Source organism: Peribacillus loiseleuriae, assembly GCF_001183985.1.
In the GTDB taxonomy this organism is placed as follows: domain Bacteria; phylum Bacillota; class Bacilli; order Bacillales; family DSM-1321; genus Peribacillus; species Peribacillus loiseleuriae.
In genome coordinates this window covers 2,267,158-2,287,586 of record NZ_LFZW01000001.1, presented here as the reverse complement: position 1 = coordinate 2,287,586, position 20,429 = coordinate 2,267,158, and the positions used below count along the sequence as shown (strand labels likewise).

General features: G+C 35.9%; 16 protein-coding genes. 2 read left to right on the top strand and 14 right to left on the bottom strand.

Annotated elements, in window-relative coordinates; all coding sequences use genetic code 11:
• Positions 1 to 32 precede the first annotated feature (32 nt).
• A complete protein-coding gene (locus tag AC625_RS10695; protein ID WP_049681285.1) occupies positions 33 to 1,082 on the bottom strand; it encodes an ROK family transcriptional regulator in 1,050 nt (349 codons plus the stop codon).
• Between the two features lie 99 nt (positions 1,083 to 1,181).
• Positions 1,182 to 1,742, bottom strand: a complete 561-nt coding sequence (locus AC625_RS10690) for a maltose acetyltransferase domain-containing protein (protein WP_049683681.1) — start codon at positions 1,740 to 1,742, stop codon at positions 1,182 to 1,184.
• A 673-nt stretch (positions 1,743 to 2,415) separates the two neighbouring features.
• Between AC625_RS10690 and AC625_RS10685 the strand changes: the two genes are divergently transcribed.
• The gene (locus tag AC625_RS10685) at positions 2,416 to 2,946 is read left to right on the top strand and encodes a cysteine hydrolase family protein (protein WP_049681284.1); all 531 of its coding nucleotides are present in this window, start codon (positions 2,416 to 2,418) and stop codon (positions 2,944 to 2,946) included.
• A gap of 499 nt (positions 2,947 to 3,445) precedes the next feature.
• On the opposite strand, the gene tkt is transcribed toward AC625_RS10685, so the two are convergent.
• The 8 genes from tkt to AC625_RS10645 all read right to left on the bottom strand — a co-directional run bounded on the left by tkt (position 3,446) and on the right by AC625_RS10645 (position 12,378).
• Positions 3,446 to 5,467 carry a transketolase gene (tkt, locus tag AC625_RS10680; protein WP_049681283.1) on the bottom strand — a complete coding sequence of 674 codons (2,022 nt, stop codon included), beginning with the start codon at positions 5,465 to 5,467 and terminating at the stop codon, positions 3,446 to 3,448.
• Positions 5,468 to 5,613: 146 nt separating this feature from the next.
• On the bottom strand, positions 5,614 to 6,090 hold the full coding sequence (larC2, locus tag AC625_RS28175; protein WP_049681282.1) for a nickel pincer cofactor biosynthesis protein LarC2: 477 nt from the start codon (positions 6,088 to 6,090) through the stop codon (positions 5,614 to 5,616).
• A 35-nt stretch (positions 6,091 to 6,125) separates the two neighbouring features.
• Positions 6,126 to 7,007, bottom strand: coding sequence for a nickel pincer cofactor biosynthesis protein LarC (gene larC / locus AC625_RS28170; protein WP_049681281.1), 882 nt, complete (start codon positions 7,005 to 7,007; stop codon positions 6,126 to 6,128).
• Positions 6,988 to 7,761 carry a nickel pincer cofactor biosynthesis protein LarB gene (gene larB, locus AC625_RS10665; protein WP_049681280.1) on the bottom strand — a complete coding sequence of 258 codons (774 nt, stop codon included), beginning with the start codon at positions 7,759 to 7,761 and terminating at the stop codon, positions 6,988 to 6,990. Before larB ends, larC begins: the two co-directional genes overlap by 20 nt.
• Positions 7,762 to 7,807: 46 nt before the next feature.
• Complete coding sequence (locus AC625_RS10660) at positions 7,808 to 9,280, bottom strand: gluconokinase (protein WP_049681279.1); 1,473 nt, start codon at positions 9,278 to 9,280, stop codon at positions 7,808 to 7,810.
• Positions 9,281 to 9,420: 140 nt separating this feature from the next.
• Positions 9,421 to 10,224 (bottom strand): ATP-dependent sacrificial sulfur transferase LarE, encoded by an 804-nt coding sequence (gene larE / locus AC625_RS10655; protein ID WP_049683680.1) that lies wholly within the window; start codon positions 10,222 to 10,224, stop codon positions 9,421 to 9,423.
• 95 nt (positions 10,225 to 10,319) lie between these two features.
• Complete coding sequence (locus tag AC625_RS10650) at positions 10,320 to 11,090, bottom strand: SDR family oxidoreductase (RefSeq protein WP_049681278.1); 771 nt, start codon at positions 11,088 to 11,090, stop codon at positions 10,320 to 10,322.
• Positions 11,091 to 11,109: 19 nt separating this feature from the next.
• Entirely contained in the window at positions 11,110 to 12,378 is a 1,269-nt protein-coding gene (locus AC625_RS10645; RefSeq protein ID WP_049681277.1) for a nickel pincer cofactor-dependent isomerase, group 22, read from the bottom strand.
• Positions 12,379 to 12,717: 339 nt separating this feature from the next.
• Between AC625_RS10645 and AC625_RS10640 the strand changes: the two genes are divergently transcribed.
• Positions 12,718 to 13,893 carry an ROK family transcriptional regulator gene (locus tag AC625_RS10640; protein ID WP_049681276.1) on the top strand — a complete coding sequence of 392 codons (1,176 nt, stop codon included), beginning with the start codon at positions 12,718 to 12,720 and terminating at the stop codon, positions 13,891 to 13,893.
• A gap of 223 nt (positions 13,894 to 14,116) precedes the next feature.
• On the opposite strand, the gene AC625_RS10635 is transcribed toward AC625_RS10640, so the two are convergent.
• The 4 genes from AC625_RS10635 to AC625_RS10620 all read right to left on the bottom strand — a co-directional run bounded on the left by AC625_RS10635 (position 14,117) and on the right by AC625_RS10620 (position 20,386).
• Positions 14,117 to 15,754 (bottom strand): response regulator transcription factor, encoded by a 1,638-nt coding sequence (locus tag AC625_RS10635; RefSeq protein WP_049681275.1) that lies wholly within the window; start codon positions 15,752 to 15,754, stop codon positions 14,117 to 14,119.
• Complete coding sequence (locus AC625_RS10630) at positions 15,742 to 17,565, bottom strand: sensor histidine kinase (RefSeq protein WP_049681274.1); 1,824 nt, start codon at positions 17,563 to 17,565, stop codon at positions 15,742 to 15,744. Before AC625_RS10630 ends, AC625_RS10635 begins: the two co-directional genes overlap by 13 nt.
• A gap of 587 nt (positions 17,566 to 18,152) precedes the next feature.
• The gene (locus AC625_RS10625) at positions 18,153 to 19,496 is read right to left on the bottom strand and encodes an ABC transporter substrate-binding protein (RefSeq protein WP_049681273.1); all 1,344 of its coding nucleotides are present in this window, start codon (positions 19,494 to 19,496) and stop codon (positions 18,153 to 18,155) included.
• 56 nt (positions 19,497 to 19,552) lie between these two features.
• Positions 19,553 to 20,386, bottom strand: coding sequence for a carbohydrate ABC transporter permease (locus tag AC625_RS10620; RefSeq protein ID WP_049681272.1), 834 nt, complete (start codon positions 20,384 to 20,386; stop codon positions 19,553 to 19,555).
• Positions 20,387 to 20,429 lie beyond the last annotated feature (43 nt).

Sequence of the window (20,429 nt, the reverse complement as noted above, 5' to 3'; positions counted from 1 at the left end):
TCACTGTATAGTTTAGGCTTTATGTTTTTTGCTCACTCTAATACATCAACTAACCGGATACCAGTTACCATACGGTCAAGTGCAAGTCGCTGCAATCCATGAAGATAGTCTCGTTTCCAGTCACTCACAATAAGCTCTGGAAGATGTTCTTTGGGAACATACTTAGTACTTTCTATCGCAATTCGATTTAGTGCGATCTGATCCATTTCCTCTTTAGAAAAAATAACTGTATGAGGATTAATAATGGCTACTAGGGAAGCCATTAAGCGACTAATAGCATGAATCTCATGCTTCTCACCAATAGTGCGGGTTTTCGTATTCTTACGCCCTTGGTACATAGCTTGATGAAAATTTTGGTTATCATATAGTGGCATGAAGGAAATTTCTCCAGTAAAGAACGTACTTCCACGTACAACGTCACCATTAATAAGAATTCCAGCTCCGGGACCATTCTTTCCAGAGTACAAATATACAAGCGACTGTTTATCCTCTCTCCCACTCCTCTTTTGAAATCCTAGAACCGCAGCATTCATATCATTCTCTACAACAATAGGTATGGAAAACAGATTCTCGAAGTATGTTTTCAATTCAAAATCATGGAAACTCTTATAATTAGGGATATGAAATATTCGTCCGTTATCGACAGCTCCGGGTACACCAATCGCCATCGAACTGATTTTCGGAAATTCTAATAGGATATCCTGAACTAGCTCTATCAACAAATGTAAGCCATCTTGGAATACGCTTGGCCGAGTTCCTTGTTCCTTCACTTCTCCCACACAATTAAAAACAGCGTAAACGGTCTCATTTTCCTCTAAAAAAACGGCTAGACCTAGCATATGCTCCGGATTAAATGCATATCGTTTTGCTCTTCTCCCACCACTGGAATCATCCAATCCGACTACATATACCTCTCCATCCCGTTCCATTTGAGCAACTACCTTACTGACAGTGGGAAAGCTAATTCCTAACCGCTTGCTAAGTTCAACTTTTGTAGCACTACCAAACTGTAACAGTGTTGTCCGTATTACACGAAGAATGACCTTTTTCATTGATTTTGGAGTAGCAAATCGTTTATCCATAATATTCACCAGCTTATTAAATTTGTTTTAAAAGTTTGTGTAGAATTCTTTAGTAAAATTGCTAAACATTGTCACGTATTAAAAGAGATAGTTAGATTATTATCCTTCGATTTGTTTAATAATTTTCGCAGGATTTCCACCTACCACAACATTATCAGGTACATCTTTTGTTACGACTGCACCTGATGCAATAACCACATTATTTCCAACACGAATACCTGGATTAATAACGGCTCTGCCACCAATCCAAACATTATTACCAATCGTAACGGGTTTCCCGAATTCTGGTCCTGCAATTCGTTCATCTGGATTTAATGGGTGAGCAGCGGTATAAATATGTACTCCCGGAGCAATAAAACAATTATCACCTATCCGAACTTCACAAACATCTAAGATCACACAATCAAAATTCGCATAAAAGTTTTCGCCAACATGTATATTGTACCCATAGTCGCATTTGAAACTTGGTTCAATGTATACATGATCCCCAGTTGAGCCAAAAAGACCTTTTAAAAGTTCAGTACGTTTGCTATCTTCTGTTTCCAGAGTTTGATTGTATAATCTGGTTAGCCTTCGAGCATTTATTCGTTCTCTGTGTAACTCATTGTCAGCAGCATTATACAATTCGCCGATCAACATTTTTTCTTTTTCTGTTTTTATGATAATCATCTCCATCTAAAATTTTTTATATAAAGTGTAGATGAATGAACAAACTTGTTCTTTCATAAAGTTGATCACCTATACAGACAAACTTATTAAACTTATTTAATAAGTGTCTATAGAATACCATATTTAGGTACTAAAAAAAGGAGAAATTGATATTTAAAGCGCTTACCCAAAATCAGTTGGCATTTCCAAGAATTGTTCATTCGACATATTTTTTTCACCTGTATAAATATCTATTATTCAACGATAAGAACATTCCAGCCCAGTTTTATATTTCAGCTATTGCATCTTAGCAAATAGGATCATTTTTTTTAATCTATATGATTAATATCAATCTTTAATACAAATCTATGTTAAAAATATTATCAAAATAAAATTTGCCTTGTGATTGAGGAATTTATATGGTTACCATTCAAAAATGTCTATTTATTCCGCATTAACCGGCAGTAAAATCCCTACCTCAAGGCTTAGTGGAAACAATCGGGTTCGTACTGTCGATTGATTGAAGCGATAGCGAGAACGGGACTAACAATCAGTGGGGGATGAGGCCCCCCACTGATTGAAGTTCACTTTATTATGTTTTACACTTTCTTTATTCTTTGGATAATTCATTATAAAAAACACAAACTAAAATCTAATGAAAATATGCGAATTGGAGGAGTTATTCATGCAAGGAAATCAAGTTGCATTGTTAATTGTTGATGTACAAATCGGCTCATTTCGGGAAATCGAACCTTTATATAAAGCCGAAGAATTATTAAAAAATATCCGTTTGCTCATTTCCAACGCTCGGAAAAAACATATTCCCATTGTTTACATGAAATTTAACGATAAACCCGGAAAACCTCTTGAACGCGGAACCTCAGGATGGGATATCCATCCTTTTATTGCTCCAACTGAAGAAGATACCATTCTTGAAAAGAATCATCCAGATTCATTCCATGAAACAAATCTTCAACAAGAATTAGCTATTAGGGGAGTAAAGCGAATCGTTATTACCGGAATTCAAACAGAGGTGTGTGTGGATGCGACATGCCGCCACGCATTCAGCCTTGGTTATGACGTAGTTCTTGTAAAAGATGGACACACTACTTACGATTCAGAAATCCTTATGGCATCCCAAATTATTAACCACCATAACAAAGTCCTTCATCAATGGTTTGCCAATGTAAAAGAGCTACATGAAATAGAATTTTAAAGAAATTTCACTTTGTCAGATCAACTTTTTATCGATTGTTAAAATAAAGTCTATCATTCGTTTCTACATACTTTTACACACAATAATTGTTTGTTTCCTTGTTTGGCATTTGGGTGCTTCTTTCTCTCGAGGAAACCTGCCAACGATAAATGGAGCTTACTTAAGAAAGAAGATATACTGTAGGGTAAGCAAAGAGGAGTCATGTAAAAGGAATTAAAATCTATTGTTTATTCTGTGAAATATTTGGTTCTACTAGTTGCTAATAGTTAAGTGGAAACATAAAAATAAGATTTATAGAATATTATAATATTCTATCGAGGTTGATATTGAAATACAGTTTTAGTGAAGTCCCAAATACCTATTATGGCCGCCAATATCAGAAATTAAAGCTGATTACATCGTTTTTTTCAAAAAGAAAGAGTTGAATGCTCCATTGATAAGCATTAACTCTTTCTTTTTACTATCCAGTTTTGAAAATCGGTTCATTGTGAATAAACGTTCAATTCATTGAGGAAGTAACTTCTTTAAATCTTTTCACTACATTTTCAACAGTAAATCCGTATTCCTCGAGCAATTTACTTGCTGGTGCCGATGCTCCAAATTGATTGATCGCAATTACTGCTCCATTATCTCCAACGTATTCTCTCCAACCAATAGATGAACCCATTTCAATCCCAATACGAGCTTTTGTATTTTTTGGTAAAATACTTTCTTTATATTCAATCGGCTGTTTTTCAAAACGGTCCCAACTTGGCATGCTGACAACCGATACAAAAATCCCTTCACTTTCAAGTTCTTTTTGAGCAGCAATTGCTAAAGTTACTTCTGATCCAGTAGCAATCAATAAACCGCTGACTTCGCCTTTTGCCTTTGATACTATATAAGCGCCTTTTTTCACACCTTCATAAACGGTTGGTTCATCAACGTTTAATGTTGGTAGGCCTTGACGTGTTAAAACGAGTGCTGTAGGTGTATCCGTACTTTCTAATGCTAATCGCCATGCCGCAACCGTTTCTTTTGCGTCTGCTGGACGAATAATAGAAAGTCCTGGCATTGCACGTAATGCTGCAAGTTGTTCGATTGGTTCATGTGTTGGTCCATCTTCCCCTACTGCAATACTATCATGTGTAAATACGTACGTAACAGGAAGTTTCATGAGTGCAGCTAGGCGAATGGCTGGACGTAAATAATCTGAGAAAACGAAAAATGTAGAACCAAATACTTTCACGCCACCATGAAGAGTCATTCCATTAAGGGCGGCTCCCATCGCAAATTCCCGAACACCGAACCAAATATTGCGACCTGCATACCCATCTATCATGTAATTTTTTTCAGATGATAGGAATGTCTTATTGGATCCTGCTAAATCTGCAGAACCACCAAGCAATTGTGGAATCATATTAGCAGCAGCATTCAGTGCTTTCCCTGATGAATCTCTTGTCGCGATTACATCCCCTTCTGTAAAGGTTGGTAAGGCTTCTTGCCAATTTTCAGGAAGCTCTCCTGCTAAAGCAGCCTCAAATTGCTTAGCTAGCTCTGGATAGTTGTTCTTATAACTTTCAAATAATTCATTCCAAATGTTTTCCTTTTCTTGACCTGTAGCAGTATACTGTTTAAAGTGCTCTTTAGCTTCTTCAGGGATAAAAAATGGCTCTTCCACATTCCAATTATAAGAAGCTTTCGTTAACTGAATTTCTTCCTTACCAAGCGGTGAACCATGAGAAGATGACTTACCTGACTTATTTGGAGAACCGTATCCAATTACCGTTTTAACCTCTATTAAAGTTGGGCGATTCAAATCAGACTTGGCTAATTGTAACGCTTCTTGAATGGCATCGACATCATTTCCATTTTCAACGCGAATCACTTGCCAGCCATAAGCTTTAAATCGATCTTCTACACTCTCTGAAAATGATAAATTCAAATCGCCATCTAGAGAGATATCATTAGAATCATACATTACGACAAGGCGTCCTAGGTTTAAATGACCTGCAAGTGATGCAGCTTCAGCAGAAACGCCTTCCATTAAATCTCCATCGCCACAAATACTATAAGTAAAGTGGTCAACGATATTATGCCCTTCTTGATTGTATGTTTCTGCGAGATGTCTTTCTGCCATCGCCATTCCCACTGCCATAGCAACCCCTTGTCCTAAAGGACCAGTCGTTGCTTCAACTCCAGGTGTATGATCAAATTCAGGATGTCCTGGCGTTCTACTTCCCCATTGACGGAAATTCTTTAAATCTTCCATTGTCACATCGTAACCAAATACATGCAATAGGCTATATAAAAGCATAGAGCCATGCCCAGCAGATAATACAAATCGGTCCCTATTAAACCATTTAGGATTTACAGGATTATGATTCATTTCTTTTGCCCAAAGTGTATAGGCCATTGGAGCTGCCCCCATCGGCATACCCGGGTGGCCAGAGTTTGCTTTTTCGACACCATCAATGGATAATGTTCGAATTGTATTAATGGCTAATTGATCAACTTGTGTTTCATTTAGCAATGTCTTCATCTCTTACACTCCTAATCTAGTAAAATATTTAGTATTAATTCGCTTTCATGCTTTACACTTTTATTGATATTACAATTCTATCTCTGATGTGTAGCGAATGCGGCTTACTCCTTATTTTCAGAAACAATTAAACGAAATGGTCTGGCTCACTTTTTATCCTCAAATGACTTCCATACTTGTTCATACACTTTTTTTAAAGGAACATCATGAAGTTGGGCGATGTTTTTACATTCATCATACTCTGGTGCTCTTTGTACAACTTGTCCATCGTATATTCCCTCTTTGATCGTCACTATTCCCCATTCAGTTGTTACTTCACTAAACATTCTTTCTAACCGGTGAACCGTTAATGGATAATAGCGTACACCAAGTGTTGTCGTTTCTTTAAATAGGATTTCTTTCATTTTGTTTATCTTGCTAGATGAACAGAGTAATTGAAGTAATATACCCGGTCGATTTTTTTTCATAAAAATTGGGGTATAGAATACATCATTTGCACCAGATTCGAAAAGTAAATCCATCACATATCCAAGCCATTCTCCTGGAATATCATCAAGATTCACTTCCATTTTGATCATTTGATCATCAAGATGTTCATGATTTGGAGGATGTTTGGCAACCATCATTCATACTCCTCTCGCTTAAATATTAGTTGGGTTTATTCCCCAATAATTACACGAAGCACATTAGGATGATTTGGGAAGCTCTTCGTCCCAGCTCCATACCCTATTGATTTAACCCTCATAGAAGGTATTGTACAAAATTCCTCTGCGAGTACCGATACAATAGCTGCCCCTGTTGGAGTCGTAAGCTCAGCTCTAATATTCGATTGTTCAATTGGTACTTCTTTTAAAATTTCTAATGTAGCAGGTGCTGGGACTGGATAAATACCATGATCGATATGAATTCTCCCTGCACCAACAGGAACGGACGATGACTTGATGATGGATATGTCTAGCTGATGAAGTAAAATAGCTGCACCAACAATGTCAATTATCGAATCAACGGCCCCAACTTCATGAAAATGGACACGATCTAAAGGAATTCCATGGATACGTCCTTCTGCCACGCCAATTTTCTTAAAAATTTTCAAAGCTGTTTCCTTTACTTGGTCAGTAAATCCAGCAGCTTCAATTAACTGCACAATATCTTGATAACCACGATGATGAGAATGCGCATGATCGTGGTCGTGGTCATGTTCGTGACTATGCTCATGATTATGGTCGTGACTGTGCTCATGATCGTGGTCGTGTTTATGATCGTGACTATGCTCATGATTATGGCCGTGGTCATGTGCATGTTTAGGAGCCTGATCGTGTTGGTGGCTATGAGTGTGCTTGTCCGTTAATAAAACATCAAACTTCGTACTAGTAATTCCGTTTTTTATTACCTTTTCCCACTTCAATTGGTATTCTTCTTCAATCTGAAGCTTTCTTAGCTCTTCTTCTAGAATCATTGGATCTGCTCCGGCATCGATAAGTGCTCCGATAACCATATCTCCACTAATACCAGATATACAATCAAAATAAAGTGTCTTCATTTTTCTCTGCCTCTCTTTGTGCAAGTTGATGTATTAAAACAGCGTTGTATCCTCCACCAAACCCGTTATCGATATTGACGACACTTATCCCTGAAGCGCATGAATTTAACATGGTAAGTAAAGCCGATAAGCCATTAAAATTCGCACCATACCCCACGCTCGTTGGGACAGCAATAACCGGATGGGAAACAAGTCCACCTACTACACTTGGGAGAGCCCCTTCCATTCCAGCAACTACAACTGAGACTGTAGCATGTTGAATTTCATCTAGATTATTCAATAACCGATGAATTCCAGCAACACCTACATCATAAATTCGATGTACCTTGCTTCCTAGTACTTCTGCTGTTACGGCTGCTTCTTCAGCTACACGTAAGTCAGATGTTCCTGCGCAAATAACAGCAATGTACCCTTGTAAGTTTCTATCCGCCACTTTTTGATCTTTCCAATAAAGAATTTGTGCCGTTTCATTATAAATAAAGTCAGGACATGCTTTCAGCACAATTTCAGCCTTTTCTTTTGAAATTCGAGTAATTAAGACTTGATTGTTTTTGTTTCTTAGTGCCTCGGAAATAGAAATAATCTGTTCAGCCGTTTTACCTTCTCCGAAGATAATTTCCGCGAAACCTTGTCTTTTCTTCCGATGATGATCAACTTTTGCAAAACCTAAATTCTCATATGTAGCTAACTGTTCTTTTGCTTCTGCTACACTTAAAGTTCCGTTTTGGACTTGTTCCAAAATATTCTCTAGCATATCTTCACTCCCCAATATTTCTTGCTCTTTTTCGTGGTAGGAAAAATTAAAAATACTTCGACAAGTCTTTTACCATCATTTCATATTTCTCATACATATGTTTATAAAACTCATTCGTTTGTTTATTCGGCTTAATCACTTCACCCATTGGTATATTCTTTTTAATATCCGCAAAAGATTCAACCTTTTCAATGGCAACCAACGCTGTCCAAGCAGCTCCCCACGCGGCACTATGATGACTCTCTGGCACTAAAACTTCTTTTCCAAAAACATCAGCCATCATTTGAAGCCATAAAGGAGACCTTGCTAAGCCACCATTCACATAAATTTTTTCAGGTTCACCAGCTATCTTCTCTAAAGCTTTCCCAATTTGATAAAGATTTAAAGTAATTCCTTCAAGAACTGCACGAATAAAGTGTTCTCTTTTGTGTGAAAGGGTCATTCCATAAAAATTCCCTTTTGCATTCTGATTCCATAATGGTGCTCTTTCACCATTAACATAAGGAAGAAAGATCATTCCTTCTGCTCCTGGAGCTACCTGTTCCGCTTCTGCAAGAAATTTCTCAAAGCTGTCTTCGTAATTCATTAAGTCCTTTAACCACTGTAAAGCAATCCCACCGTTATTCGTCGGACCTCCGACAATGGAATAATCCTCCGTAAAAGAATAACAAAATGTTTCACGATTTTCACTTATTTTAAATCCATTTGTTATTTGTCTGATTGCTCCACTTGTACCAACAGAAACGGCTACTTCTCCTGGAAGTATTGCCCCAATTCCCAAGTTGGCTAATTGGCCATCAGCAGCCCCTACAACAAAAGGCATTTCAGGCATTATTCCCATTTCTTCAGCTATACTGTTTTTGATTCCCGTTAATCGTTCTGTCGGGGCGACAATTTCAGATAACTGCTCCTGATCGATTCCCGTTAGCTCTAATAATTCATAATCCCATTTAAGTGTAGTTGGGTTAAATAACCCTGTTGCCGATGCCATCGAGTAATCAATAACCCTTTGATTAAACCACCTATGTATCAGATACTCTTTAATCGACATAAAATATTTTGCTTCATTATAAGGTTTATATTCCGTTTCTTTCATCCATAATAATTTTATGAACGGTGTCATAGGATGAATCGGTGTCCCTGTTTTTGAGTAAATTTCGTCCCCTTGAGTTTCCATCACTTTTTCGCTTAGAGCTGCACCTCTTCCATCCGCCCAAATAAGCGCTGGTGAAAGTGGTTTACCATTAATATCTACACAAATAAGTGAATGCATGGCAGCAGAAAACCCGAGCGTAATCAGCTCGTTTTTCTTGATATTCGCTTTTTCAATAGCTTCTCTAATTGCACATACCGCTGATCGTTCTATTTCAACAGCATCCTGCTCTACCCAGCCTTGTTGTGGGTAATAAAATGTGTTCATTCTTTCTGCTTCTGCAACTAAATTCCCGTTTAAGTTAAAAACACATGCTTTAACACTTGTAGTTCCAATATCAAGGCCAATAACAAATTCTCTTGACATGATTCATCTTCCTTTATATAAGCATTAGTCATAGTGAAAAAACTATAGTGGTTCTTACTCTTAAACGAAAAGGCTTTGGATCTCTCCAAAGCCTTTTCGTTTGTATCCGATACATAATCATAGCAAGCTAAGTAATAAATTTACGTCGTAAGAACTTTGTTCATACTACCACTCTGATAGCCAATTAAATCTAACGTGATATATTTATAACCGTAATCTTGAAGCTCTTTGACAATAGCATCATGATTTTCTAAAACAGTCTTCATATCATTAGGTTCTACCTCAATCCTAGCAATTTCTTCGTGCGTGCGGACCCGAACTTGGCGTATATGAAGGCTTTTTAAGAATGCTTCTGCTTTTTCAACCTTTGTTAACTTTTCTTTTGTAATATATTCACCATAGGCAATCCTTGATGAAAGGCAGGCAAAAGAAGGTTTATCCCATGTTGGTAAATCATACTTACGTGAAAGTTCCCTAATTTCTTCTTTAAACAAATTAGCTTCTAGCAATGGACCACGTATTCCCTTTTCTTTAGCTGCACGCATACCAGGTCGATGTTCATTCATGTCATCAGCAATGACTCCATAAATCACATTGTGAAACCCCTTTTCTTCTAACACAGGAAGTAAGTGGTCAAATAAACTGCTTTTACAGAAGTAGCATCGATTCTTGTTATTCTCTGAATAACCAGGAATCGCCAATTCAGATGTCTCAATTACTTGATGCTTAACACCAATTTTCTCTGCTAGGACGATTGCTTCTTTCAGCTCACTAGATGGATACGTTTCAGAGTCAGCTGTTACGGCAAGTACATGATCTTTACCTAATGTATCTACTGCTGCCTTTAATAAAAACGTACTATCTACTCCCCCTGAGAAAGCTACCACAACTGATTCCATTTCTCGGAGAATCGACGTTAATTTATTGTATTTCTCTGTTAGCACAGTCTCATCTCCCTCCATCATTATGTCTCTTTAATTAGATATGAGCCAACCACAGTTTACCATATTTATCTGGCGATTACTTTATGTGCACAAAATTAGATGGTCATGCTTCCAAAACCACCGTCAACTCGAATAAGAGTCCCTGTAACAAAGCTTGAAGCCTTGTCAGAAGCAAGCCAAACTGTAGCGCCTTGTAGTTCTTCTGGTGTACCAAAACGGTTCATTGGTGTATGGTTCATGATTGATTCAACTCTTTCCGGGCTCAAAATCTTCCGGTTTTGTTCTGCCGGGAAGAAACCAGGAATAATCGCGTTTACACGGATACCATTTGGAGCGAATTCACGTGCTAAATATTGAGTTACACTATTAATTCCTGCTTTTGACACTGAATATGTAAATACTTTGGATAATGGAGTAGTAGATGAAACAGATGAAATATTAATGATACTACCTTTTCTTTCTTGCTCAATCATTTTCTTCGCAAAAATTTGGCACGATAGTACAATCCCTTTTAGGTTAATGTCCATAATTTGATCCCATTCGTCCATACCAAGTTCAAAAAACGGTGTCGCACTATTTGTACCCGGTGCATTAAGAAGAATGTCCCATCCACCAGACCATTTTTCAATTTCATTTGCTACTTGAACTAAAGAATCACGTGAACTTACATCTGCTTGAAAAGCTTTTGCAGTCCCTCCATCGCTTTCTATTTCTTGAACGACTTCGTTTGCTTTTTCCAAATTACGGCCGACAATCGCAACTTTTGCTCCTTGAGCAGCTAATCCCTTTGCCATTGAAGATCCCAATACACCATTTCCACCAATGGCAACTGCTGTTTTTCCTGTTAAATCGAATAATTGTGTCATGTTAATACTCCCCCAATTTTTAAAATAAGTTTCCTTTTTCATCAAATCCTAATTCATAAAGATCTGAAATTTGTTCCATATTTGGATGTTGCGCGATATATTCTAGTAAGGATTCAGATACTTCAATTTCACTTAGTTTTAATGTGTTTTTAATGCGGACCATTTTTACTGTTGTAAAATCCAATACATTACTTGTTTTAACGGCCGCTTGAATGGTTTCCCGATCGTTAGGTAATGTTGTTGCTATTTTAGTCGGAGACACAACAGTTGAAGTTAATCCATTTGCATATGTTCCTTCTTTATCCATCTTGTCTACTAAGCGTTGTGTTGTAAAATCTGCCGTTCCGACTCCATTGGCATTTCCCTCTGATTGAGGCGTTACATCAAGTACGACCATTTTGTTAACTTCTGGTCCTCCTGATGCATACGGGGTTGGATATCGACCTGTAATATTAGGGTCCATTCCATCACCACTAATGTTTTTTCCAATTTCATCTATAACAAGAACCTCCAATTGTTCAAAGAAAAGCTTCGGCAATAATTCTTTTGCTTTCTTTTGAAGTGCTGGTTCTTTTTCAATAATTTCTTCAGGTGTATGTACCTCGATTACAGCCACTCTATCAAAGGCATTTTCAACCGTAGCAACGCCGAAAAGTACTGGTGTTTTCTCCATAATGACCTTCGCCATTGCTGGTACATTTTCAGCCATATATTTAAAGCCCATTTGATGGCACGCTTCGGCTCCTTTTTGCTTACCTAAACCAATACTAAGCATTTTCATTATTCCGCTTTCAACTGGTCCTCGGAATGCAGTATGTGGTTTCACGCGATTGATAACGACAATTCCATCTGCTTGTGAAGCAAATTTGTCGATATAAACGGGTAAACCATTTGGTAATTCGTCTAGCTTCACTACTTCCATCGTAGATCGAATCTCACAACCTGCACTTTCTTCAGTAACTCCAAGATGTTCTAATACTGCGCGCTGCCCTTCTGCTGTAGCACCACCATGACTTCCCATACTCGGTACAATAAAAGGCTTAGCTCCTAAATCTTTTAAAAATTTCACTGTTGTTGCAGTCGTTTCCACGAGGCGATCCAATCCTCTGCTTCCTACTGCAATCGCAATCTCCATTCCAGGCTGAATCAGTTTTTCAATAGATTCTTGTTGCAATTCCTTCATCAACGCTTGTTCAAGATCATCTATCTGGGTGTCGTCAAACTTCACTTTTACCTTCGCCATTTTTGGCACTGGAATATCTTTCAATAATTCTTGTAGAATACCCATAAATAACTACACTCCTTTTTCTTTATGATTCTTCAAATTTCCGCCAAATATGAATATAGATGACGTGAAAATGGTACTTGATTGAGATTATTTGTAACCCCTTTCAAATTCAGAAGTATATTGATTATATCATTGTTATATAACTAAAATAAATTAAAATTTTATATTAATTTGTTTACCAAACAAATTAATTAACTGTATAATATCATTAAGGGTTTCTTTCGTCAATATTTATTGAGTAAAGATTCATGAATAATTAATTATTTTTTTAATAATAGGGATTTAAGTAAAAACGATACTCTTTGCTTATTAATCCATAAAAAACGAGGAGGTAAATATATGCTTACTGGAGATGCCGCATATATCAAAAATATAAACAGATGTATAATTATTAGCAAAATTATTGAGCACAGAATGATATCTAGGGCCGACTTAGCAAAGATTACAGGATTAAACAAAGCAACAATTTCAGTACAAGTATCTGATCTATTAGATGAAGGACTCATTATCGAAACGCTTCAAGAACACAAAAATCTAGGTAGACGGCCGATTATGCTTTCAATTAATCAGCAGGCAGGATTTGCTTTAGGTATTGATCTTGACAAGAATACGATTACGTTTACCCTTTCAGATTTATTGGGTTTTCCAGTTCATACCGATACATTTGAATTGCAATCATCTGATTACGATGTAATTCTTGGGCTGTTAATAAAGCATATCAAAGATTATAAAAATAGATGCACGAAAACCCTTTATGGACTTGTCGGAGTAGTCATCGGAATTCACGGTATTGTTAATAATGATGAGATGATTTATTTTGTGCCTCAGCATCAATGGCATAACAAAAATTTAAAAAACGACATAAAGAATGAATTAGGAATCGATGTATATATTGAAAATAATGCGAATTTGTGCTCATTTGCCGAAAGAGTATATAAGCATCATCAAAGTGAGAATCTGTTAAGTGTAAGTTTGTATTCGGGAATTGGTCTTGGAATCATGATCAATGGTGAATCTCTCAAAGGATATCATGGTTATGCTGGTGAGATTGGTCATATGATTGTTGTACCTGATGGAAGACCATGCAGTTGCGGAAATTCAGGATGCTGGGAACAATACGCTTCAGAATATAGCTTTTTTAAACAAATATCTGAAAGCCACCAGAAAACGAATGTTAAATATGAAGATATACAAAATTGGATTACAAAACAAGAACCAATTACTTGCCAACAAATGGATCAATTTATTAAGTATATCTCAATTGGCCTAAATAATATTATTAACCTGTATAACCCAGAAATATTAGTTATTAATTGTGAATTACTTCGTTTATATCCAAATGCAATCTCTGAAATTGAGTCCCAACTAAAGTCAACCGTTGGTCATTACCGTGAACTGTTAATATCAGAATTCGGAAAACAGGCATGCATCATGGGTGCATGTGCTTTAGTTATTAAGAATTTTTTCGACGTTTCAGATATTAGCCTAAATATAGGCGATGAAGAAAGTTCTTAACTGGAGCCCTAAATTGATACGCCGATATGAAATATAAAAAAGAACGTACCTCACTAACATTAGTAGCACAAACCGTGGCCTTGGTTTGTGCTACTAATGTTAGTGTGTTTTGAACACGCACCATAAGGGGCTAAGCGCTATCTTTTAAGACTGCCCCTTTCTTACATTATTTATCTAAATCGTTGTTAGAACGAAAAATTCTAAAATGGGACATAGATTTGATTCAAATCGGAATAATTAGTTCTCTTTTCTTACTTTGTATGATTCCCTTTCTATACTCAATAGGGGCAATACCTGTAAATGCTTTAAAAGTTTTATTAAAATAACTCTGATTTTCATAACCTAACTGTTCGCTGATTTCGATTATTGAATAATTTGTTTGGTCTAACAATTCTTTTGCACGTTTCATTTTCATATTTACAACATACTTAACGAAATTTTCCCCTACTTCTTTTTTAAACAAACGGCTAAAATAACTAGAATTAAGATGCAGGTAACTCGCTACTTCATCCAGGGTTATTTTCCGGTGAATATTTTCGGAAATATACTTGCATGCATTTGCAATTTCTATATTTGACATTGATTCATAACTAGCCATTTCACTCGTTTTATAGAAATATTCGATTAGCCAATTTTCCAATTCATAAATTCCATTAATTTGCGAGATTGTTTCATAAAGATTTTCATGTAATCCATACAATTTGAAATTTGTTAAAACTTGAATTTTCACTTTTATATCAAGTAATATCTTCAATATCCAATCTTTAACGGAATCTGGGGGAAATTGATGATCTATAATAAAACGAATCCATTTTTTTATGATTGCCAATTTCTGTTCCATTTCCATGCTATTGAGTAAAATAAGATCTTTAAATTCACTAGATGCTTCATTATACCAACTAAAAATATTTTCTTTTGAAATAGTTAATGCTTGAAAATTCTCTATGCTTTTTTGTTTCAGATAAAATTTTTGAACAGTTGACTCACTTAGTTCAATCATCTGTTCCTTCATGTCTAGAGGAGTAGCAGAAGCTTTACCTAGAACAAATGATATGGATATGCCAAACGTTTTCTGAAATATGAATTGTATTTTTTGAATGACTTTTTTAATCTTTTGATTCTCTTCTTCACATACACGGTTAATTGGAACCAATAAAAAAGACTCCTCTTTCTCGAAGTGACCGTACACACCCTTCAACGCTTCATTTCCCATGATTTCAGTTATGACATTATAAATAAGAAAGTTCACTAAAACCGTCGAACGAAACTGATTAAGTAATGATTGGTAACCATCTACTACACACAATATGATCATGTACTGTTGGTTTGCTTGAATGCCAAGTAATTCAGCTTCATTAGACCAATCTTTTTCACAATGTAATGGCTGGTAGATGGTTTTATTCATGAACTTTTCTAACATGATAGCTCTATTTCTTTCTATTGTATGAGCCATTTGTAATTGATTTCTCTGATGATTCAGTTCAATATCCAATGTATTCTTAAATTGACTTAATAATTGAATAACTTGATCAAGATCCAACCTATCCTTTAAAATATATTCCTGAACCTTTAATTTTAAAGCTGATTGCACAAACTCAAATTCATTATGACATGAAAGAATAGCTACTAATAAAGAAGAGTTTTTTTCCTTTAATCTTTTTGTGAGTTCAATGCCATCCAATTTAGGCATTCCAATATCTGTTATTAGAATATCTGGCATACTCGTCTCAGCTTCCTTTAACGCACTCATGCCATTAACATGAATACTTTGTAAAGCTAAACCAAGGCCCCTCCAATCAATCATTTCTGAAAGAAACTCTAAAACTGGATAATCGTCATCTACTAACATCACTTTATACATACTATTCGCTCCTCCTGAATAGGAATTACCATAGATACTTTGGTACCCTTATTCAGCTCACTTTGTACTTGCATGATAAAGTTTTCACCAAATGTTAATTTCATTCTTTCATAAACATTTGATAGACCAATACTTGAAAAACCATTTAATTCACTCTCTTTGTGCGAACTCAAATCTGTTTTATTTAGATTTTCTTTAAGCTTCGTAAGTTGTTCATTCTCCATTCCTATCCCATTATCTTCAATTACAATCATCAATGTACGATTGTGATATTTTGCTTTAATCTCAATGAGGCCTTCTTGTTCGTTCAACCCATGAATAATGGCATTTTCAATGATTGGCTGTAATACTAGGCGAGGTAATTTGATGTGATACGCATCACTTGAAACACTCATTTTCAAGCCAATCTCATGTCTTTGGCGCATATTCATTAATCGAACATAATCATGATTAATCTCAAGCTCTTCCAGAAAAGTGATCATCCCTTTGTGTTTATCAATCGTTATTCGTAATAGCTTTGACAAAGAACTGATCATTTCCGCACTTTCATGATCGCGCTTCATCATTACTTTCATCCGGATAGAATTTAAGACATTGAATAAGAAGTGGGGATTTATTTGTGCTTGTAACATCTCTAGCTCTGCTTGCCTTTTTCTTGATTGAATAAGTGTATTTTCTTCTATCATTTCCCTTACTTTATCTAACATAAGGTTGAAAGACGTTGAAAGAGTGGCTATCTCATCATTTCCTTTTAAAGATGAGCGTACAGTCAAATCACCACTTTGTACCTTTTTAGCGATATTCCTTAAATCTATTAACCGATTTAATATCTTCCTTAAAATAAGAGTAAGTAAAAACAAAAATAAAATAAATGCAGTTGTCTGAACGATAAATATTTCATTGAAAATTGCATTAATTCTAAACGTGGCTTTTTCATAGGGAATAAGGGATATTAATTTCCAATTAGTAATGGAAAGTTCACGTGTATTTATCAAATAATCTTTACCTTTAATACGAATGATATTTTCTGTTTGGAAGTACTCTTTTGTGTTCACCTTGTCCGATAACACTCTATCAAAATCGGTATTATTCCCAATTAGTAGATTTTCTTCATTCATTAGTAAAATGCTGTTATCCTTGTTTTCACTTTGCAATATATCGCTTATTCTATCTACAGTAGTCGTAACGATCGCATATCCATAGACCCCAGAGATACTATCTTGCAATACTCTTGCAACAGATAATGAGTGGGGACTTTTTATTTTTTCAGATGCAAACATAGTTGTCTGTGGAGCTATCCAAATAGAGCGATACCCTTTTAGAGTACGTAAATTTTCAAACCATGGTTCTCCACTTACATTTTTCGGGTTATATTCATTGGATGAGTAATTCGTATAAATTTTTCCGTTATTAAGTATAATCGTGATATAGACGCGTTGATCCCTCAATGTAAGAGTTTCCAATGTTTTATTCACTTTCTTATCATTTAAGAAGACTAGATACTGACTATCATGATCCGAATCTGCTGAATTCATCACAGTTTTTTTAAAAATGACGTTCAGTTCTGTGTCTAGTTGAATAAAGTTGAGCGTGTATAACATATCCTCGAAGATTTTCTTTAAATATTCGTCTGTTAGTTTCAATTCGTTCTTTGCGCTAATAATGGCTTGTTCTTCCACCGCATCTTTCGTTAAATAATTGTAAATAGAAAATGTGCCTATTACAGGCAATATTAAGCAAGTTATTGATAGTAACAGTACTTTATCACGAAATGAAAGAAATGATACAATTTGTAGAATTCGCGTCTTCATTTCCAACCTCCAGTAAAAAACCGTCCCCGGTCCTTGGCTACCAAAAAACTAGATGATCTAAACTAATTAGTCAAAGAGACAAATGGGAAAACGTAAATGTTTTGATCAGCTGCCAAAGAAAATAGGGAGTGAACTATGAAGACGCTTTCTCCTTCTTGAGGTAATCATCTTTTTCACAGGTAGCTAGGCGGTGGATCCAGACTCCGAAACTCATTGAAAATCCTTATACTTTATTATTCTAATAGAAAAGTGCAAATGCCCTTATCGTTTTTATTCCTTTGTTTTTCTGTTTCTATTTTACCATTTTTATAACTTCTAAGAAACTCTTTTCCGATAAAGTGAAGCTTCCACAAGTGGTTTTTTCCTTCGTCCCCACTTATGATTAGTTGAATCACTCGAGGTTATATTACAGTTGGTCTCCCTCATATCCTTGTGTTGAAGCAGGGACATCTTCCTGCTCATTAATTCCGTTCTAAAATAAAACCGCCTTAACTGCCTATTAAAATAGGTAGTTAAGGCGGTAGACTTCTCAACTATTATAGAATGAATCTAACACAATAGCTCTTTATCATTACAATATTGAGTATTTATTTTTTATTTTTGTCTAAAATATCTTGTACAATTTTTTTGGAATTTGCTACTGTTTCATCAAGATTTTGTTTATCCAGAATTAATTTTTCAAATTCTGCAGAAAGTGCTTGATCTATTTCATTTTGATATGGTACTGGCTTTCCTGCTTTAGCCGTAATAACCGTTTGAATTGAGTGAATTAATGATTCTTTATCTACTTTTTCTGGATTGTTTGCTTCTGCAAGGGTATCAGTAATTAGATCAACAATTTGCTCATTTGTCACTTTAGTCCAAGATGGGATATTAATGCCTTGCGCCACTTGACCTTCAGTTGTATACCATCTAATAAATTTGTATGCAGCTTCTTTATGTTTTGAGTTAGCCGATATCCCCAGAATGTCTCCATCTCCCACCGAATACGAACCTGTTTCCTCTAATTTATTTTGTGGAAATGGTGCTACCGCAATATTGAATTCAGCTGGAAAGCGTTCTGAACCGCCAAGTTCCGCTGTCATATAAGTACCTGTTATGATCATATCTACTGCTTGTGTAAAGAATTGATCACGATAATTCATTTTTTGAGAAATCATTGAAGAGTATGGCACAGCCGTTTTATCTTCCTTCTCCATTTTTAGGCGCATTGCTAATGATTCTTTATACAATGGGTTATCCATATTTGAAGTCCCATCCGTTTTCAAGAAACCAGCATCTTTTTCTTGAGACTGTAATCTTAAACTCATATAGTTTACCCAAGCCCCATCCCATGGACCATGAAAATAGGTAGCATAGTGACCTTTAGAAGACAACTTTTTAGCATATTCCATAAACTCATCCCAAGTCCAATTCTTCGGCACTTCAAGTCCAGCAGCAGCTAAACGATCTTTATTTAATAAGACATACCACGCAACAAATTTTCCAGGAAGTCCGTAATATTTCCCGCCAACGCTCGTATCAACTTTATATTCTTCTTCCATTTTATAGCCGTCTTTTTCAATATAACTGTCAATCGGTTCTAGCATGCCTAAATTGACGCGCTGTGCATAGTTAGGTGTATTCGTGAACATTATAACGTCCATTTCTTCTCCAGAAGCAGCAGCTAAATCAATTTTCTTCAGTGATTCTGCCCCATCCTGTTTTTCACTTAATTGAACAACATCCACTTTGATATCAGGATATTTTTCTTCAAAAGCACTGATTGTTCTCTTCCATGCGTACCCATCTTCAGTTCCATGCGTATAAAATTTAATTGTTTCAGGTTCTCCTTCTTTCCCACTTGGACTTGTGGATTCTTTTTGGCTGCATGCAGCCATTATCCCAATAACTAAAGTGAGGCTTAAAAAAAGTAATAAAAATCTTTTCATTGTTACTTCCCCCCTGAATTCGTTTCATTTCTATTTTTTTCTTTCTGTGAAACCAATTATCCCTTTACTCCACCCATTGCAATTCCTTCAATAACTTGTTTTTGCCCAATGATAAAGACAATTACAAGTGGAAGTATCGCTGAAACAGCAGCTGCCATAATCAAGGAATAGAATTCACCATTTAATGAAGTGAATTTCTGCATAGCTAACTGAATCGTATATAATCCATCCGTTCGTAAGAAAATGAGTGGATTTTGGTAATCATTCCATGTCCAAATAAAACGCAAAATCGCGTATGTCGCAATAGCTGGTCTTACAATTGGCAAGGCAATCGACCAAAAAATTCTAAAGTGGCCAGCACCGTCTATTTTCGCTGCATCAATATAGTCCGAATGGATCCCCATAAAGAACTGCCTTAACATAAATGTACCTAACACACTAAAGCTTCCTAAAAGAATCAAACCGAAATGACTATCGAATAAACCTAAATAACGATATAGAATGAATTGTGGAACTAAGATGGACTGTTGAGGCACCATAAAGGTGGTCAAAACAATTAAGAATAGGAACTTACCCGCAGGGAAATTCACTTTTGAAAATCCATAAGCTGCCATAGCCGATACGGTTACGGAAATCACTGTTGTAATCACAGTAACTTTTATTGAGTTCCAATAATATAGCGCGAAAGGATATTGCCCTAACCAAACTTCTTTAAAGTTTTCGAGACCATTCCATCTAGTAGGAATCCACTCAACTGGAAATTTAAAAACATCTGCTTCAATCTTAAAGGACGTGGATAGCATCCAAATGAAAGGTAATAAAAAGGCAATACTGACTACAAAAGTGATAATAGTAATGATTAACTTTCGTAGAGTGAATTTTTTCTCCATGTGTCTTCCCCCCTCAGCAACATTTCAATGATTTGTTCTTAAA

What these genes read in the sequence shown, in the direction of transcription:
- AC625_RS10695 (WP_049681285.1), bottom strand. Translation starts at nt 1,082, where the DNA reads ATGGATAAACGATTTGCTACTCCAAAATCAATGAAAAAGGTCATTCTT.
- AC625_RS10685 (WP_049681284.1), top strand. Translation starts at nt 2,416, where the DNA reads ATGCAAGGAAATCAAGTTGCATTGTTAATTGTTGATGTACAAATCGGC.
- tkt (WP_049681283.1), bottom strand. Translation starts at nt 5,467, where the DNA reads ATGAAGACATTGCTAAATGAAACACAAGTTGATCAATTAGCCATTAAT.
- larC2 (WP_049681282.1), bottom strand. Translation starts at nt 6,090, where the DNA reads ATGGTTGCCAAACATCCTCCAAATCATGAACATCTTGATGATCAAATG.
- larC (WP_049681281.1), bottom strand. Translation starts at nt 7,007, where the DNA reads ATGAAGACACTTTATTTTGATTGTATATCTGGTATTAGTGGAGATATG.
- larB (WP_049681280.1), bottom strand. Translation starts at nt 7,761, where the DNA reads ATGCTAGAGAATATTTTGGAACAAGTCCAAAACGGAACTTTAAGTGTA.
- AC625_RS10660 (WP_049681279.1), bottom strand. Translation starts at nt 9,280, where the DNA reads ATGTCAAGAGAATTTGTTATTGGCCTTGATATTGGAACTACAAGTGTT.
- AC625_RS10650 (WP_049681278.1), bottom strand. Translation starts at nt 11,090, where the DNA reads ATGACACAATTATTCGATTTAACAGGAAAAACAGCAGTTGCCATTGGT.
- AC625_RS10645 (WP_049681277.1), bottom strand. Translation starts at nt 12,378, where the DNA reads ATGGGTATTCTACAAGAATTATTGAAAGATATTCCAGTGCCAAAAATG.
- AC625_RS10640 (WP_049681276.1), top strand. Translation starts at nt 12,718, where the DNA reads ATGCTTACTGGAGATGCCGCATATATCAAAAATATAAACAGATGTATA.
- AC625_RS10635 (WP_049681275.1), bottom strand. Translation starts at nt 15,754, where the DNA reads ATGTATAAAGTGATGTTAGTAGATGACGATTATCCAGTTTTAGAGTTT.
- AC625_RS10630 (WP_049681274.1), bottom strand. Translation starts at nt 17,565, where the DNA reads ATGAAGACGCGAATTCTACAAATTGTATCATTTCTTTCATTTCGTGAT.
- AC625_RS10625 (WP_049681273.1), bottom strand. Translation starts at nt 19,496, where the DNA reads ATGAAAAGATTTTTATTACTTTTTTTAAGCCTCACTTTAGTTATTGGG.
- AC625_RS10620 (WP_049681272.1), bottom strand. Translation starts at nt 20,386, where the DNA reads ATGGAGAAAAAATTCACTCTACGAAAGTTAATCATTACTATTATCACT.